12 protein-coding genes are annotated in these 18,017 nt (G+C 60.2%); 4 read left to right on the plus strand and 8 right to left on the minus strand.

Going from position 1 to position 18,017, the window contains the following annotated elements:
• Positions 1–95 precede the first annotated feature (95 nt).
• Together UF78_RS20095 and UF78_RS20100 are read left to right on the plus strand one after the other, a co-directional pair.
• Positions 96–1,502 carry an adenosylmethionine--8-amino-7-oxononanoate transaminase gene (locus tag UF78_RS20095; RefSeq protein ID WP_045163983.1) on the plus strand — a complete coding sequence of 469 codons (1,407 nt, stop codon included), beginning with the start codon at positions 96–98 and terminating at the stop codon, positions 1,500–1,502.
• A gap of 78 nt (positions 1,503–1,580) precedes the next feature.
• A complete protein-coding gene (locus UF78_RS20100; protein WP_045163984.1) occupies positions 1,581–2,309 on the plus strand; it encodes a 16S rRNA (uracil(1498)-N(3))-methyltransferase in 729 nt (242 codons plus the stop codon).
• A gap of 63 nt (positions 2,310–2,372) precedes the next feature.
• Here the strand turns inward: UF78_RS20100 and UF78_RS20105 are convergent, their stop codons facing one another.
• The 8 genes from UF78_RS20105 to pilG form a co-directional block, all read right to left on the minus strand.
• On the minus strand, positions 2,373–2,843 hold the full coding sequence (locus UF78_RS20105) for a chemotaxis protein CheW (protein WP_045163985.1): 471 nt from the start codon (positions 2,841–2,843) through the stop codon (positions 2,373–2,375).
• Positions 2,840–3,892, minus strand: a complete 1,053-nt coding sequence (locus tag UF78_RS20110) for a chemotaxis protein CheB (protein WP_045163986.1) — start codon at positions 3,890–3,892, stop codon at positions 2,840–2,842. The genes UF78_RS20105 and UF78_RS20110 overlap by 4 nt, the downstream gene beginning before the upstream one ends.
• Entirely contained in the window at positions 3,885–11,252 is a 7,368-nt protein-coding gene (locus UF78_RS20115) for an Hpt domain-containing protein (protein ID WP_045163987.1), read from the minus strand. The genes UF78_RS20110 and UF78_RS20115 overlap by 8 nt, the downstream gene beginning before the upstream one ends.
• Positions 11,253–11,263: 11 nt before the next feature.
• The gene (locus UF78_RS20120; protein WP_045163988.1) at positions 11,264–12,130 is read right to left on the minus strand and encodes a CheR family methyltransferase; all 867 of its coding nucleotides are present in this window, start codon (positions 12,128–12,130) and stop codon (positions 11,264–11,266) included.
• A 58-nt stretch (positions 12,131–12,188) separates the two neighbouring features.
• Positions 12,189–14,237 (minus strand): methyl-accepting chemotaxis protein, encoded by a 2,049-nt coding sequence (locus UF78_RS20125; RefSeq protein ID WP_045163989.1) that lies wholly within the window; start codon positions 14,235–14,237, stop codon positions 12,189–12,191.
• Positions 14,238–14,315: 78 nt separating this feature from the next.
• A complete protein-coding gene (locus tag UF78_RS20130) occupies positions 14,316–14,852 on the minus strand; it encodes a chemotaxis protein CheW (protein ID WP_045163990.1) in 537 nt (178 codons plus the stop codon).
• 33 nt (positions 14,853–14,885) lie between these two features.
• On the minus strand, positions 14,886–15,251 hold the full coding sequence (pilH, locus tag UF78_RS20135) for a twitching motility response regulator PilH (protein WP_045163991.1): 366 nt from the start codon (positions 15,249–15,251) through the stop codon (positions 14,886–14,888).
• Positions 15,252–15,295: 44 nt separating this feature from the next.
• The gene (pilG, locus tag UF78_RS20140) at positions 15,296–15,703 is read right to left on the minus strand and encodes a twitching motility response regulator PilG (RefSeq protein ID WP_019339789.1); all 408 of its coding nucleotides are present in this window, start codon (positions 15,701–15,703) and stop codon (positions 15,296–15,298) included.
• A gap of 236 nt (positions 15,704–15,939) precedes the next feature.
• On the opposite strand from pilG, the gene gshB reads away from it, so the two are divergent.
• Together gshB and UF78_RS20150 are read left to right on the plus strand one after the other, a co-directional pair.
• Positions 15,940–16,902, plus strand: a complete 963-nt coding sequence (gshB, locus tag UF78_RS20145; protein ID WP_045163992.1) for a glutathione synthase — start codon at positions 15,940–15,942, stop codon at positions 16,900–16,902.
• 177 nt (positions 16,903–17,079) lie between these two features.
• Complete coding sequence (locus UF78_RS20150; protein WP_045163993.1) at positions 17,080–17,976, plus strand: energy transducer TonB; 897 nt, start codon at positions 17,080–17,082, stop codon at positions 17,974–17,976.
• Positions 17,977–18,017: the final 41 nt, after the last annotated feature.

Below are 18,017 nucleotides of genomic sequence, written 5' to 3' on the forward strand. Positions count from 1 at the left end.
GTTTCAAATTATCGGGCAAGCAGATAGATGCTCCGAGTCAGAGCCATCGTCCGGTTTCTGCTAGGCTGCGTCGACGCCAATGCCAAGGAGCCAAGATGAACCTGAACGACAGCTGGATGCAGCGTGACCTTTCCGTACTTTGGCATCCATGCACTCAGATGAAAGATCACGAACAGCTTCCGCTTATCCCTATACGGCGTGGCGAAGGCGTCTGGCTCGAGGATTTCGATGGCAAACGCTACCTGGATGCGGTCAGTTCCTGGTGGGTCAATGTGTTTGGCCATGCCAATCCGCGCATCAATCAACGCATCAAGGACCAGCTCGACCAGCTCGAACACGTGATGCTCGCCGGCTTCAGTCATCAGCCGGTGGTCGAGCTATCTGAGCGTCTGGTGCAGATCACACCGGCCGGGCTCGACCGGGTGTTCTATACCGACAACGGCTCGACCGGCATCGAGGTCGCGCTAAAGATGAGCTTCCACTACTGGCGCAACAGCGAGCAGCCGAACAAGCAGCGTTTCGTCACCCTGACCAACAGCTATCACGGCGAAACCGTGGCGGCCATGTCGGTGGGCGATGTGGCACTTTTTACCGACACCTATAAGCCGCTGCTGCTAGATACCTTCAAGGTCCCCAGCCCGGACTGCTATCTGCGTCCCGACGGCATGGGCTGGGAAGAGCACTCGCGCGACATGTTCGCCCATATGGAGCGGACCCTGGCTGAGCACCATGCGCAGATCGCTGCGGTCATCGTCGAGCCGCTCATTCAAGGCGCTGGCGGCATGCGCATGTATCACCCGATCTACCTCAAGCTGCTGCGCGACGCTTGCGATCGCTACGATGTACACCTGATCCACGACGAAATCGCCGTCGGCTTCGGCCGAACCGGAACGATGTTCGCTTGCGAGCAGGCGGGCATCACGCCTGATTTCCTCTGCCTGTCCAAGGCGCTCACCGGTGGCTACCTGCCCATGGCCGCGGTACTGACGACCGACAAGCTGTATCAGGCGTTCTACGACGACTACTCGACCTTGCGCGCTTTTCTCCATTCGCACACCTATACCGGCAATCCATTGGCCTGTGCCGCAGCGCTGGCAACCTTGGATATTTTCGAGCAGGACGGCGTCATCGAGGCCAACAAGGCGCTGGCCGCGAGAATGGCGTCCGCTACGGCCCACCTCCAAGACCATCCGAACGTCTCTGAAGTACGCCAGACCGGCATGGCAGTCGCCGTCGAGATGGTGCAGGACAAGGCCACCAAGGCTCCCTATCCCTGGCAGGAGCGGCGCGGGCTCAAGGTCTATCAACACGCCCTGCAACGCGGCGCACTGCTACGTCCGCTGGGCAGCGTGGTGTATTTCCTGCCGCCCTATACCATCACCGAGGAGCAGATCGACTTCCTCGCCGAAGTGGCCACCGAGGGTATCGATATCGCAACACGCACGACCGTCAGCGTTCCCATGTCACCGGGTGCACCCAAGGAGTTTCGCGATCCGGGTTAGCTAGGGTACGGCGCGGGCTTCTGAGCCCGCGGCGAACGCTATAAACTGCCGCCTCGACTTCCGACCGTAGCTTTCCCGATGCGCATATCCCGCTTTTTCATCGACGCACCACTCTCGCTTGGCACGCAGGATCTGCCAGAAGCCTCAGCGCATTACATCAGCCGGGTCTTGCGGCTATCAACCGGCGCGGTGGTGCAGCTGTTCGATGGCAGCGGTCAGGAATACCGGGGCGAACTGGTCGAGGTAGGCAAGAAGCATGTGAAGGTCGAACTGCGCGAGCAATTGGCTGGCCTGTCCGAATCGGCGTTAAAGATTCATCTCGGCCAAGGTCTGTCGCGCGGCGAACGAATGGACTGGGCCATTCAGAAGGCGACGGAGCTCGGTGCCACGGAGATCACGCCGATCGTCAGCGAGCGCTGCGAAGTTCGCCTGAAAGACGAAAGGGCCGACAAACGCCTGGCCCATTGGCGTCAGATCGCCATTAGCGCCTGCGAACAGTGCGGCCGCTCGGTTATCCCGGCCATCCACCCGCCGATGTCACTGCAGGAGTGGCTTGCCGTGGAGGCGGATCTGAAGCTGGTTTTGCATCCGCTGGCCGAACCGCTGACGACCCATCAGCGTCCCGCTACGCTGGCATTTCTGATCGGCCCCGAAGGAGGGCTGAATGATGCCGAGATCGAACAGGCCCGTAGTGCCGGGTTTCAACCGGCCCGCTTTGGGCCGCGAGTGTTACGCACTGAGACCGCGCCGGTGGTGGCATTGAGCGTTGCGCAGCAGCTATGGGGCGACTTCCAGACTGACGTCTGAGAGTGCTCGCATCGATAGCCATTTACCAACGATCGCTTGATCAACGGTCCCCGTGCGGGCCCGTCAGATCAGGCCGGCATCCGCCAGCTTTTGCTCCAGCGCGACCAAGTCCGGAATTCGCGCCTGCACGTCGCCCAGGTTGACCGCGTCCAGCTCCAGGGGCGCCAGCGCCACGTCTGAACGCGCCAGGCTCGAATCAACCTTCACCGAGCGAGGAATGCCCTGCACCAGCAAGGCGATGAATTTCACATGATCGCGCCCTCCGACGGCATTGAGCACCGCAACTCGTGCCTGGGCACCCACTTCGGGCTGGCCATCGGAGGCCGCCTCGAATGACAGCAGCGGCAAGTTCAGGTCCCGCCAGGAAACCTGACCGAGAAACCAGGACGGAGTGCCCTGCGCGGATTGGGGGGCGCGGTAAGGAATCAGCTCGGCGACGGCTACGTTGGGCAGCAGCAGCGTACGGTCGGCCAATGGCACCAGCAGCCCAGTGATGCTGGCGGAAGTGTCCTGGGTACTAACGGATTGACTCATGGTTTATCCAGTTGCAAAACCGCAACGGGCTGGTTGGCCTGTTGCGCAAAATGATTGACCAGGGCTTGGGCCAGTTCGCGTGGATCGCCGCTGAAGGAGCTATAGCCGCCTTCGCGTAGGCTGTCCGGCATGCTCGAACAAACGCAAGAGTCGGCACGCTGGGTCCAGACTCTGCCGCCCTGACGCAACACATAGGCGGCCGCAGCGTTGCCATCGCTGCCCATACCGCTGAAGGCAATGACCCCACAGCGGCTGCCGAACTGCTGCGCCAGATTAAGCATCATCTGATCGATGGAAGGACTGTAGGGCTCGGGCCAGCCACGTTCGTGGAACAACATGGCGCCGTCCTTGCCGAAGCTCATTTCCTGGCTGATAGGTGCCACCACGACTTCACCGCAGCGAATGGAGTCATTTTCCCGGCTCTGATTGACGTTCCATTGGCTGTGTCGCCCCACTACCTGGGACAATGCTGACTCGAAGCTGGCTTCGATGTGCTGAGCGTAGACAAAACCAAGCGGCAACCCACTCGGCAATGCGTCGAGAAAGGCCTTCACCGCCTCCGGGCCGCCCAGCGAAGCCGCCAGCAACCAGACCTCGCGCGCCGGTTCACCGGCGCATGAATCGGCATTTGCCAGCGCACCGGGCAGCTCCAGGCGCGCGGGGCGTTCCGCCTGCCCGCGCAGCACTTCCAGACATGGACCCACGACCCGGGATGGATCGCCGACCAATCGCTTCAGCTTGCCAAACAAGCGCCGCTCCCAGCGCGGATAGTGTTCGGAATGACGTTCCGGCGCGTGTCCCTCGCCGAACAATACCGGGCAACTGTCTCGTTCGAGCAGCGCATTGACCAATGGCGAATCTTCCGTCTGGGCCAGATCAACAAGCCATAGATCGGCGTCGACCGCCATCAGGTCCGCTTCCTGTAACCGCGCTGGATCGCTGTTGAGCACCACTTTGTAGCCATTGGCGCTCAACGCCTGCTGCAGCACATGACGTTGCAATGAGGTATCGGCGATCACGCCGATGCGGGCCGCAGCGACCTCAGTCATGGCGCTTGACCAACTGCTGAATGGTCTCGAGCAGCAGCGATTCCTGATACGGTTTGCCGAGGTACTGATTCACACCGATGGCCATTGCTCGATCCCTGTGCTTCTCGCCAGTTCGCGAGGTGATCATGATGATCGGCAGATCCTTCAGATGGTCATCATGACGCACCAGGGTCGCCACTTCGAAACCATCCATGCGCGGCATTTCGATGTCCAGCAGCATGATGTCCGGCTTGCGTTCCTGCAGTTGGGTGATCGCGTCGACACCGTCCTTGGCCGTCAATACATTCATGCCGTTACGCTCGAGTAGGCGGCTGGTGACCTTGCGCACGGTGACCGAGTCGTCCACCACCATGACCAGGGTCGGCCGATCGACCTCTATCTCAACCGGCTCGTCTTCGCCGAGCAAACGCAACGGCTGCTGCTGCGTGAGTAGATGCGCATGCAATACACGAATGGTCGCGAGGAGGTCGAGAATCACCACCACGCGACCGTCACCCAGGATGGTCGCACCAGAAATCCCCGGCACCGTGGCAAACTGCGGACCCAAGCTCTTCACCACGATCTCGCGGGAACCGGCGAGACTATCGACCTGTACCGCCACACTGTGCTCGTTCGAGCGCACCAGGATCACCGGTAACGGCAAGCTCTGACCTACCAGCTTGGGCCGTTGGCCGTTGTTGAGCAGTTCGCCGAGATAGCGCAGTTCGTATGTCTGTCCCGCATACTCGAAACGCGAAGCACCTGGCTGGTAATAGGCCTCCAGTTCGTAAGGCGATACCCGCACGATACCTTCGATGGTATTCAGCGGGATCGCGTAGAGATCCTCGCCTGAGTAAACCATCAACGCCCGGTTGACAGACACGGTAAACGGCAGGCGGATCAGGAAGCGCGTACCGCTGCCAAGCGTCGATTCGATGCTCATGGAGCCGCCGAGCTGCTTGACCTCAGAATGCACCACATCCATGCCGACACCGCGACCGGATATCTGGGTCACCTTCTCGGCAGTGGAGAAACCCGCCTCGAGGATAAACTGCAGGACCTCATGATCCGACAGATCGCTGCCAGCCAGCATCAGTCCGCGCTCGATCGCCTTGCGACGAACGGCTTCGAGATTGATGCCCGCTCCGTCATCGCTCAATGCCAGAACGATATCCCCGCCTTCGCGGCTCAGATCCAGGCGAATGTTCCCGTGTTCGGGCTTGCCCGCCGCCACCCGCTTGGCGGCGACTTCGATACCGTGATCCACAGCGTTGCGAAGCATGTGTTCCAACGGGGCGACGATACGCTCGAGCACACTGCGGTCCATCTCCCCCGTTGCATTGCCTACGTGGAACTCGACCTGCTTGCCCAGCTCTCCCGCCACCTGGCGAACGATCCGGCGCAAGCGCGGCACGAGCCGGTCGAAGGGAACCATGCGCGTGCGCATGAGGCCTTCCTGAAGCTCTGTGTTGACCCGTGCCTGCTGTAGCAGCAGGGTTTCGGCGTCACGATTACGTGCAGCCAGGGTTTCCTTCAGATCCAACAGGTCGGAGGCCGACTCGAACAGTGCACGGGAAAGCTGTTGGAGCTGCGAATGGCGGTCCATTTCCAGCGGATCGAAATCGTCGTATCCGGCACGTTCTGCTTCAGCCTGATAGCGGCTGAGAATCTGCGCCTGGGTTTCGGTATCCAACCGCCGCAACTGGTCACGTACCCGCTCGATGGTGGCTTCCATCTCTCCCAACGTGAAGCCGACGTCGCTGACCTGCTGCTCGACCCGCCCCCGGAAAATCGAGGTTTCGCCCGCTAGGTTGACCAACCCTTCCAGGAGCTCGGCTGGCACTTTCACCAGTTCCTGCGGTGCACGACGAGAGGCAGCATCCAGTGCAGCCTGCTCAGCACGACGGATGAACGGCAGGACCTTAGCAGGCGTATTGCTGCTCGGCGCCTGAACACTGGCGGCCACGATAGGTGTTTCAAGCACGATGACAGAAGACTCGGGAGGATCGCCCTGTCGAATGTCCTGCGCCTGCTCGGCGGAAAAGGCTTCAGTCTCGCTCACCAAACGCGAGCGCATCGCTTCGACTTCCTTGAGCAAGGCGTCATAGCCGCCCTGAACATCCAGGAACAGGCTGTCCTCCCAAGGACCGCCCTGCAGCTGCTTTTCGCTTAAGCGCTGTTCGAGGTCATGCGCCATATCGCCCAGGCGATTTTGCCCCGCCAGCCGCGCGCCCCCTTTCAACGTGTGCAGCACACGCATCATGTCGACCAGAGGAGCTGTGCTGTCGCGCGTGGCTTCCCAGCGCCCCAGTGCGGCGTCCATCTCTTCCAGCAAGTCATCCGCCTCTTCGACGAAAATGTCCAGAATCTCCGCTTCGGCGGCGTCCTGGGCAGCGTCTTGGGCCGCCTTCAAGGCAACGCTACTGGGCATACTCAGTTGCTCTTCGGGATTCGATCGAAACCGTCGAATGGTCGCAATCAGATCCTGCCCACTCGGCAGCTCGCGGTTGGCGCGTACCGCGTCGAGCATTGCCGCAAGCCGGTCATGACAAGTCTGCAGCAGCGTGAAGAGCGTCGGACTCGATCGGTAGTTACCAGCGCACAGCCCCTCATATAGATACTCAAGCTCATGTGCCAGATCGCCGATCTCGCGAATATCCGCCATCCGCGCGCCGCCTTTGAGGGTGTGCAGATCCCGCTGTAGCGCTTCGATTTCAAAACTATTGCCGACATCCTCCATCCAGCGCTGTAGCGATGCGCTGGCGCGCTCGATGATGTCGAAACCTTCCTCCAGAAAGATTTCGACCAATTCGGGATCGCGATGCTCGAAACTGTCGGTTTCAGCCCTGGCGGGTTCCGTCATCGGCGCCGGTGCCGGCACCTCGAATGGTTCGGGCTCCTCAACCTCGGCATCTGCCGCGAACGGCAGATCATCCTCGCCAGGCGTTTCCGGCTCGACGGGCAAAGCGCCGTTCGATACCGGCACGTCTTCGACTTGGCCGATATCCTCATCGGTGGGCGCTGCCGCGTCAGCCTCGGCCTGGTCCGCGTCGATATCCGTGGCGAGCACCGGCTGATCAAGCCGGCCCTCCAGCGCTGACGAGTCAGGCGCATCGGCTAAGGGCTCCACCTCCTGTGCATCGTCAATAGCTAGCGTTTCATCGGATCTGGAAACACCACTTTCAAATGTTGGCGTGACGCCTTGCCGGTAGGCCTTGATGTGCTCGATGAGCTTCGTGGCAGCATCCATTGGCTTGTGCGCCTGGAGCTGTTCCAACTGCACTGCAAGCTGGTCGTGGCTGCGTAACAGCAGCTTTGCGAGATCGTCGGTATGCACATAGCGGCCATCCGAAAGCCCTTCATAAAGGGTTTCGAGTTCGTGCGCCAAATCGCCGATCGGCCGAATTTCGGCCATCCGCGCACCGCCCTTGAGCGTATGCAGGTCGCGCAGCAGGGCCGAGAGTGCTAGTTGGTTGGCGGGATCTCCCAGCCAACGCTCCAGGGCTCCACCGGCGCTTTCAAGCAGGTCGACGGCTTCGTCGAGAAAAATCTCGACCATTTCCTCATCCAGCTCATCCTGCTCCGAGCGGGATTCGGTTGGCCAGGCTTCGGCTTCGGCTTCGGCTTCGGCTTCGGCTTCGGCTTCGGCTTCGGCTTCGGCTTCGGCTTCGGCTTCGGCTTCGGCTTCGGCTTCGGCTTCGGCTTCGGCTTCGGCTTCGGCTTCGGCTTCGGCTTCGGCTTCGGCTTCGGCTTCGGCTTCGGCTTCGGCGATAGGGTCCTCGACGAGCCCATCAATCGCAACAGTCGGAATAGAGGGTTCCGGTTGTGTATCGTCGGACGGCAGCTCGTATGCGTGCGGATCGATCGCCTCGGCCAAGAGCTCTTCGAGACGGGCCACCAGTTCGGGTTGGCCGGTCACCTGTAGACCAGCCGCAACCTGATCCATCATCCCGACCAACGCCTCGTGACCTTGCTCGGCATCATCGAAGAAACGTGCACTGACCGCGAGACGGCCGTCCTGCACAACCGCATAGAGGTTGAGCAGCACCTGGCACAGGGCATCGATCTGCGGCAGATCGGCCATTTGCGCGCCGAGCCCGAGCGTCGTCAGTTCTTCCAGCAACGCGGTCAGCTCCTGGCGCTCGGCCGGGTGCTCGCGCCAGCTTCGCAGAAGATCTTCAGCGTCCAGCAGGATGTTCATGCCTTCCGAGAGAAATAGCGCAATCATGCCGGGATCGCGCGGCTCGCCCGCTTCGTTATCGCCACGTTCGCTGGCGTCCGCTAGCCGAGCCTGATGCAGCGCATGGACTTGCGCGATGAACTCATCGGCCCCTTCGATGGGTGCCAGCGGGTCGTGCTCGAGATTGACTAATCCACAGCGCAGCAGTTGCTCTGCGGCATGTAGAAGCTCTGCCTCGGCCAGATCCAGCGGTATCAGATTGGCTTTGAACTCCTTGACCATTTTCTCTAGCGGAGTGGCTATCTCCGCAACCGGCAGAATTCCGGCCATGTGCGCACTGCCCTTGAGCGTGTGCAGCGCCCGCTGCAAGGCATCGGTCACCGGTTGCGGAAGGCGTTGCGCGCAATCGGCAAGAAAATCGACCAGCGTAGTGAGATGCGATTCTGCCTCGTTGCGGAAGATCTCCAGCAATTGGGGGTCAAGGACATCTTCAACAACTGACTCCTGCACCGGCTCATCCAGTGCAACGCCACCTTGTGGATCCGGATCGGTTGGCTGCCCTTTGGCCAAGGCATGGGCGTTGGCAGCCAAACGATCGACGTCGTCACGCTGACGTTGCGCCTTGGCCGCAAATTCCTCGACCAGCTCTGGCATCAGCGCGACCACATCGGTCACCAGCTTTTTGACCGGTTCGCTCGCATCGATGCTACGGTCGAGAACACGGTTGAGCAGATTTTCAACGGACCAGGCAAGTTCGCCGATGATCAGCGCGCGAACCATGCGGCCGCTGCCCTTGAGCGTATGGAAAGCTCGCCGCACTTCGCCGAGCGCGTCCTTGTTCCCGGCGTCGGCGCACCACCGTGGCAGATACTCGCCGATGGTTTCGAGGACCTCGGCCGCTTCCTCAATGAAAACCTCGAGCAGGTCCTCGTCGACCGGCTCCTCGCTTTCAGGTGGTGGCAGCAGCGTAGGAGGAACATGTTGTGCTGGGGGGTTGATCGAGACGACAGGTGCCGCCATGACGTCTTCCATGCTCATCGCCGGCTCGGCAACAACCGGTTGCTCCATCAGCTCCGGCAGCACCACCTCTGGCATATCGAGTTCGGCCATGTCGGCTTCGCTCCATGCCACAGTGTCACCGAGCGAATCATCGATGGGCTGCGTGTCAGGCTCCACCAGTTGATCGTCTGGTTCGGTGACGCCGGTCTGCGAAAATACGGATTCCGCTAGATCGAGGGTCTCGCTCGGCCAGTCTGGCTTTTCAGATTCGGCAACCTCGTCGGCATGGACGTCTCCGCCCTCAGGACTCCAATCGATAGTCAAATCGGTATCGACCGTTGTCAGCTCAGCAGCCGAAGCGTCATCGGACTGGACGGCGACGGGCTGCTCTGGCTGCGCGTCATTCAGGAACTCGGGAGCCGGTTCGGGCAGCAACACCTCGATTTCGTCCAGCGGATCGGACAGCTCGAGGCCCGCTTCAGGAGCGATCGGATCATGCTCATCCGTCGACGGCTGGTCACGCAGCGGGTAGCCCAGGGCCTGCAGACTTTCTTCGGCAACATCAAGAATCAGATCGCCCTGCGAGCCGCAGTCTTCGCTGAGCCGCTCGAGGTAGTACTCAACGCTGGTGATAGCATCGGCCAGAGTATCCAGGCTCTGCCAGTCGGGGATGGCCTGCCTGGCTAGGAGCTGCTCCTGAATGTAGCGATTGCAGGCATCCAGCAACGCCGCCGCGCGAGCAAGCGGAATCATTGCCAACCCACCACGCGACTGGGTCAGAAGCTCCGGTACGCGCGCCAGATGTTGATGATTCCACTGGGAGGCGATGAATTCGATGATCGCGTCCTTGGCCTGTTCGAGCCCCGTACGCGCTTCGCGGATAACCAGGCGGTGAATCTGCGCAACATCGGTAGTCGGGAGGTGGCTCTCTTCTCCTCGTTCGTCAGACGTTCCGCCAACCATGCCAGCCAATGTCGCCTCGACATATAGCAACGCACCCGCCACGTCCATCAGCGCCGCATCGTCGGGCTGCTGTTGCCCTTGCGCCAACGCTTCGACCACACCGATCTGATCGAGAATGATCCGGCGTGGCTGACCGAACCCCAATACTGCAAGCGTATCGGCGATCTGCTTGAGCGGAGGCTGCAGTGCCCCCAGCTCGGCCAGGGCCACACGGTCACTGCGTACGAATAGATCCAGGCTGTCCTTGACCCGAACCAATTCCTCGCACAACGCTGCCACCACCGAACGCATCGCGCCGCGATCCGGACCCGCCAGCTGAGCACGCTCTTCATCAACCAGCGTACTGTCGGGCAGCGCATCGTCCAGGCTGTACTCAGCCTTCAACGCCTTGATGCGTGGCGACTCTGTGGGCGCCTTGGCGATGTAAAAGAGCAGATTCTTGGTCAGTTCGTCAGGTGCCGGCTGGTTGATTCCGTCGGCGCCCTGCGCAACAAGCCGCTTGAGCTCCTTGTCAACCTGTCGCAGCAGGTTCCGGACCGTGGTGCCGTTGGCGACGGCCCCACTGGCGAGCCCCTCGACGACGCCCGATGCGATCTGCCACAACGCACCCAGCGGTGCATCTCGGCAGAGCATTTCCAGGCGCGCGAAGACCCGTGCCATATAACCCAGATTGGTGGGCAGATCCTGGTTGCGGATGACACCGACCAGCGCGACCTGCAGCATCTGCCGTAGCTTGCGAAGCAGCCCCGGAAGGTCTTCGGTTTGCCGCTGGGCCAGAAACTCCTCAGACAAAGCCGGCGCCCGAGCGGACATGTTGGGTGAAAACAGGCTGGTTTCCGACAGCAGTTTCTCACCGCGCGCGGCACGCAGATCATTGAGCAGCGGCAGTACGACCATTGGCAGATCGCGACGAGCGCTCTGAATGCGATCCAGATAGACCGGCATTTGCAGAATCGCCTGCATGAGCACTTCAAGCGCTTCGGTTTGACTGGCGACGCGCTCGTCAAGCAGCGCACGGGCGAGCTGCTCCATTTCTTCGGCAAGCAGTGCAGCACCATAAAACTCGACCATCTGCAGGGTGCCATGCACCTGATGCACGTAGGTCAGACAGAAGCGCATCCGCGTCGAGTCCTGCGGGTTTTCGACGAACGCTTCCAAGGCCTGCCGCGCCTGCTTCAGCGTTTCGGCAATTTCGCCTTTCACCCACTCCAGGGCGACATAATCGTGCCGATCACCCATAGCGACTCCGCTCATAAACTTTTCCGGGTAAAGGCCAGAACCTGACTATCGGCTACCGGCACCAGTTCCGGATGCTGCCAGCCAATCACCTCGCCCGCGCCGATAACCAACAACCCCCCCGGCGCTAGGCGCTCGACCAGGCGATTGAGGATTTCGCGGCGGCGCCAGCGACGGAAGTAAATCAACAGGTTCTGACAAAAAATGACGTCCATATCGGACATTGGCGCATCAGCCAGCTCCAGCACGTTGAGTCTGGCAAAGCACACGCGCGCAGCCAGGCTGGGTATTACTTGGAATCGCTCATCAGGCATTGCCTGGAAATATCGTTCGCGCAGGTCGGGATCCAACTGATCGAGCCGACGGCGACTGTAAAGGCCATCTCGAGATCGGCCCAGAGCGCTCAGGCTGATATCCGTACCGATCACCCCGTATTGCGCCTCGCCCGCCGTGCCCTTTAACGCCTCGGCAGCACAGATCGCCAGCGAATAGGTTTCTTCACCGCTTGCACACCCCACGCTCCACAGCGACCAGGGCAGCGCAGCATCGCGCGATTCCTGACGCTGCTGTATGTAAGCAGCAAGCATCGAAAACGAAGGCGGATGACGGAAGAAGCGGGTTTCCTGCACCGTCAGGCGGTCCATCAAGGTGGACCATTCGACCGCGCCTCGTGGGCCATCGGTAACCTGCTGGTAATAGCTGGCATAATCAGCCACACCAACTTCGCGCATGCGGCTGCTCAGGTTGGCCTGCAGAAACGTCCTCCGCTGTTCGGTCACTACGAGGCCGGAGCGCTCTTCGAGCAAGGCCTGCCAATCACGAAACTCGGCTGATGACATATCAGCCAAGGGTCTCAGTGACCAGTCAACGCTTGGCTGCATATCCTGCCCCTTACTCATGAACTTTCACAGCAGCCGTGACCGGCCGCCGTGCTATCAGTCAGGCCTGATCCTGCGTTTCCGGCAAGGTGAAGCCGGATACCGAATGACGCATTTCGTTGGCCATCTTCGCAAGGTTACCGATGCTCTTCGCGGTCGCAGTGGTACCCGAAGAGGTCTGCGAGGTAATTTCCTGAATGACATTCATGGTGTTGGAAATGTGACCAGCTGACGAAGCCTGCTGACGCGCCGCGTTGGAGATGTTCTGAATCAGAGCCGCAAGGCTCTTGGATACCTTCTCGATTTCCTCCAGGGCTACACCCGCGTCTTGGGCCAGACGCGCACCTCGTACCACTTCGGAAGTGGTCTGTTCCATTGAGATAACCGCTTCGTTGGTGTCGGTCTGAATGGTCTTGACCAGCGCTTCGATCTGCTTGGTCGCCGCAGACGAACGCTCGGCAAGGCGCTGTACTTCGTCCGCAACCACAGCGAAGCCTCGACCCGCATCGCCGGCCATGGATGCCTGAATCGCTGCGTTCAAGGCAAGGATGTTGGTTTGGTCGGCAATGTCGTTAATCAGGCTAACGATGTCACCGATCTCCTGGGACGATTCGCCCAGGCGCTTGATCCGCTTGGACGTGTCCTGAATCTGCTCACGGATGTTATCCATGCCGGTAATGGTGTTATGAACGACCTCGTTGCCTTTGTTGGCAATGGCTACGGAGCGTTCCGCCACCGCAGACGATTCAGCGGCGTTGGCCGATACCTGGTCAATCGAAACCGCCATTTCATTGATCGCCGCGGAAGCCCCAGCAATTTCCTGGGCTTGATGCTCGGAAGCTTCGGCCAGGTGCATCGCGGTCGCCTGAGTCTCCTGGGCCGCGCCTGACACTTGAACGGCAGTCTGGTTGATCGTTTCGACCAGATCGCGCAACTGGTCGATGGAGTAGTTGATGGAGTCTGCGATGGCACCGGTGAAGTCTTCGGTAACCGTGGCGGCTACGGTCAAGTCACCATCGGCCAGGTCACCGATTTCGTCGAGCAAGCGGAGAATCGCCGTTTGGTTACGTTCGTTCTTTTCGGCCGTTTCACTCAGACGACGACGTGTTTCTTGAACCATCACCAGACCGATCAGCAGGATCGAGGCCAGGGCCAGCGCACCCAGAACATAGCCAGCCAGGGCATTGATGTATCGGGCATCGGCACGACCTTGAAGACCTTGGGTCAGCGCAGAGGTCTTGTCGAGCAGAGTCTGCGAAACTTCGAAGATGCTGTTCGACGATTCACGCACCTGGAACAGCTCCGGCGAGGTTTCGAGAATCTCATCCACAGAACCGGAAACGAACTGAAACAACTCGGAGATTGCAGCCAGACGATCCAGCGCCTCGGCATCGTCAACGCGGGAAATGCCCATGGCTTCGTTGCCTTCGAGCATCGCGCTGAGCACGCGCCCAAACAGGCTCGCATCACGACCGAACATGTCAGCGGCCTGCACCGAGTCCTGGTCACCGGAAAGCACCTTGTTCACCGAGCCCAGAATACGTTCCGCGAGCAGCGACTGGCGCTGAGCAACGGACACCTGGGCAGCCGGGGCGCCACTTTCCAAAAGAATATCGACGACTTCTTCGTACTCGACCTGCAGTTGCGGAATGGTTTCGGCGAGGGTCGTGGCGACCTGATGCAGGGAAAGAACCGTCTGCTCGCTGGCGAGGATCGCATCCGTGTTCTGCCGTAGCGTGTCCCAGTCCTGCTGCACCGCAGCGACTTCGGCCTGCAGCGATTGCGGAACCGCTGGCAGCCCTATGCGATCGTCTCCTTCGGAGAGGTAGGTCCAGCGCTCGCTAAAGTCGTTGCGTGCGTCTTTCAACGAGCCGAATGCGTCCGGCGTACCCGCAGCCGCTTCTACCGCGTTCTTCGCGATGCGCTGAGATAGAACTCGCAGCTCACCTGCGTGTCCAATGTACTCATTGTCATAGTCCGCCTGGGTATTGATGTACGCAAAGTTCACGAACAACAGCACCATCGACACGATGAGAAGGATAAACAGCCCGGCGATCAGCGTATTGCTACGTATCCCTGCCAGCAAAGCATTTGCGTTCATTTTTTTCATTTTTCCGGCCCCCGCCTGGACCACCCGTACGTTTCCTTCCAAGAACCAAAAGGCCGGCATCAGCCGACCCCACCTAAATCAATACGCCACGTCCAGAAAGGTCTGGTGCGCGGCAAGCGCGTGCGGGCTAAAGACCAGCCAAGGCTGCTCGCGCTGAAAGACACCGTGAATAAAGGGCTGGATCGATGCCTCGACCGGCGGCAACTGCTCGGAGAAGGCATCCACCGGGAAGTGCTGCATGCCGAACACTTCGTCGACCGTCAATCCGGCGAACACCTCCTGATGATCGACCACCAATACCCGCCGCTGCTTACGTAACGGAGACAGCTCCAGGCCGAAATAACCGCACAGATCCATGACGGGCAACAGCCGGCCGCGGACGTTTGCCACGCCCTTCACCCAGGTCTTCACTCCTGGTAACAACGTATAGCGCGGCTCGTGGAGTATTTCGCCAACCTCCCCCATCGGAGCAACAAACAGTCGCCCCCCCATTCGAAAACCGATACCTGCCCAGGTTTGGATGGCTTCCTGCTGCGAGGGCAGTCCTGCCGCCAGCGCTCGGCAACGGGTATCGATTTCCAGAAGTCGCTGAAACGGCGTAGGCGTATCCGACATGCTGGCAACATCCCTTGATTACGAAACCGCCGTTTATCCGGCTAGTACGGCGCTCAGGGTCTTCAGCAGTGTCGCTTCATCCACTGGCTTGGTCAGGTAATCCTTGGCGCCTTGACGCTTGCCCCAGACCTTATCGGTTTCCTGGTCTTTAGTGGTCACAATGATCACTGGAATGTGACTGGTTTCAGCATCTTTGGTCAGTTGGCGAGTAGCTTGAAAACCGTTCAGACCGGGCATGACGATATCCATCAGTACCGCGTCCGGCTTTTCCTGACGAGCAAGCGCTACGCCATCGGCTCCGTTCTCAGCTTTCAGAACGACATGACCATGCTTCTCCAGCATGGCCGTCAGCTTGTACATCTCGGTCGGCGAGTCATCAACAATCAGAACGCGAGCCATGGTTTCTCCGTGGGAAAGGCTTCAGCGGCACACAGGGCCGAACTTCAGGATACTTGCTCTACCGGTGCGAAATCAGGCACATGCGCCTTGATCGCACCGAGCAACTCTTCTTTACTGAAAGGCTTGGTGAGGTACTGGTCCGACCCCACGATCCGCCCCTTGGCCTTGTCGAACAGGCCATCCTTGGAGGACAGCATGATCACCGGGGTGGATTTGAAAGAACTGTTGTTCTTGATCAACGCACAGGTCTGATAGCCATCAAGCCTCGGCATCATGATATCGACGAAAATGATGCGCGGGTGGCTATCCGCGATCTTGGCGAGCGCATCAAAGCCATCCACCGCCGTGATCACATCACAACCTACTTTCTTCAGCAGCGTTTCGGCGGTGCGACGAATCGTTTTCGAATCGTCGATCACCATGACCTTCAAGCCCTCGGAGTGCTGTTCCATTTCGCCCTACCATCGCCTCGGTGAGTCGTAGTTTATCGTTATGTCAGTGCGCCAGAGGCCCTGCCATCGATGGGCTGCACCCAATCGCCGGACCTTTTTAGCACACTCCTCAAATGCAAGCTATCCGCTGCCAAGGCAGCGGGATTTTCCTTGACCCAACGCACAACCGCCGCCAATCTGCATCGACATTTCAAGCCCCTGGCAGCTCCGCTCTGCCCCTCGCCGGAGATCATCGCATGACTGTTCGCGTCGGGATCATCATGGATCCAATCGCGCAGATCGCCTTCAAAAAGGACAGCTCGCTGGCCATGCTGCTGGCAGCCCAAGCTCGCGACTGGACCATCTGCTACATGGAGCAGCGCGACCTTTATCAGCTAGGTGGCGAGGCGCGCGCTCGCATGCGGCCGCTCAAGGTCTTCAACGACCCCCAGCGCTGGTACGAAGCAGAGGAAGAGATCGACAGCGCACTTAGCGAACTCGACGTCATCCTGATGCGCAAGGACCCGCCGTTCAACAGCGAGTACGTATACGCCACCTACCTGCTGGAGCTTGCCGAGCAAGCCGGCACGCTGGTGGTGAACCGACCGCAAAGCCTGCGCGATTGCAATGAGAAGTTCTTTGCTACCCAGTTTCCGCAATGCACGCCACCGACGCTTGTCAGTCGACGGTCCGACATTCTGCGGGAGTTTGCCCGCGAGCAGCGTGACATCATTCTCAAACCACTGGATGAAATGGGTGGCGCCTCGATTTTCCGTCACCGCGAAGGCGACCCGAACCTTTCGGTGATTCTCGAAGTGCTGACCGAGCACGGCAGCCGGCAAATCATGGCGCAGCGTTACATTCCGGCGATCAAGGATGGCGACAAGCGAATACTGATGATCGACGGTGAACCGGTGCCGTACTGCCTGGCACGCATCCCGGCGGCAGGAGAAACCCGCGGCAACCTCGCCGCCGGCGGGCGTGGCGTTGCACAGCCGCTTTCTGATCGAGACAGAGAGATTGCCGCCATTGTCGGTCCCGAGCTGCGCAAACGCGGGCTGCTGTTCGTCGGACTGGATGTGATCGGAGATTTCCTCACAGAAATCAACATCACCAGCCCGACCTGCATTCGCGAGATCGACAACGCGTTCGATACCCGGATCGGCGAACGTCTGATGGATGCCATCGAGGCCAAACTGCAGCGCCACTCCAACGCCTGAGACCAGTGCGCGGTTGGCCTACCAACCAACCGCCACCTTCCACGCGTAACCTATAGGCATCTGGCTGCGCCGCAACAAAAATCGGAGTCACCTTACGCAGCAAAGCTGTCGCCTGGTTCATAGACTTTTGCAGCCGTGCTGGGCAGACTGCGCGCACTTCGAGCCGACTGTGATGCGATGAACGCCGCTACACGCCAACCTATTCCTGCCCATACCGGCGTCCGCCCGGCGGATCGTCTCGGCTTCACGATATTTCTCGCCGCCGCGCTGCACGCAGCCTTGATCCTCGGCCTCGGCTTCTCGCTATCGGAACCGAAGCAGATCAGCAAGTCGCTGGAAATCACCTTGTCCACGTTCAAAAGCGAAGACAAACCGAAGGACGCCGACTTTCTCGCGCAGGACAACCAACAGGGTAGCGGCACGCTGGAGCACAAGGCGTCCCCGAAAACGACCGAGCAAGCGCCATTTCAAGACACCCAGGTGCGCAAGGTGACGCCGGCCTCTTCGCCGCCGCCTAGCACTCGCAGCGAGGCCCCGAAAACCGCAGTCGCGACCCGTGCGCCGCAGCTAGACAAGACGCCGGCAAAACCGCAGAAAAACAAGCCACAGCCCCAGGCGCAGCCGGCGCCTGTCTATGACAGCTCACAGCTCAGCTCGGAAATCGCCAGCCTCGAGGCGGAGCTTGCGCAGCAAGTCGAGCAGTACGCCAAGCGGCCTCGCGTCAGTCGCCAGAACAGCGCCGCCACCATGCGAGATATCAGCGCCTGGTACCGCGACGAGTGGCGCAAGAAGGTCGAGCGCATCGGCAACCTCAACTACCCTGACGAAGCTCGTCGTCAGCGGATCTATGGCAGCCTTCGCATGCTGGTGGTCATCGACCGCAACGGCGCGGTGCAGGAGCTACGGGTGCTCGAATCCTCAGGACAGGCGGTCCTCGACGAGGCGGCCATGCGCATCGTCAGGCTTGCAGCGCCGTTTGCACCTTTCTCGGGAGAGCTGGCGAATAAGTTCGACCAGGTCGAGATCATCAGGACATGGCGCTTCGAGCGCGGCGACCGATTGTCGAGCCGTTGATCAGCTGAATCAGCACCCGGCGTCAACAGCGCGGCAAGCCA

The organism is Stutzerimonas stutzeri (assembly GCF_000952685.1).
In the GTDB taxonomy this organism is placed as follows: Bacteria; Pseudomonadota; Gammaproteobacteria; order Pseudomonadales; family Pseudomonadaceae; genus Stutzerimonas; species Stutzerimonas stutzeri_E.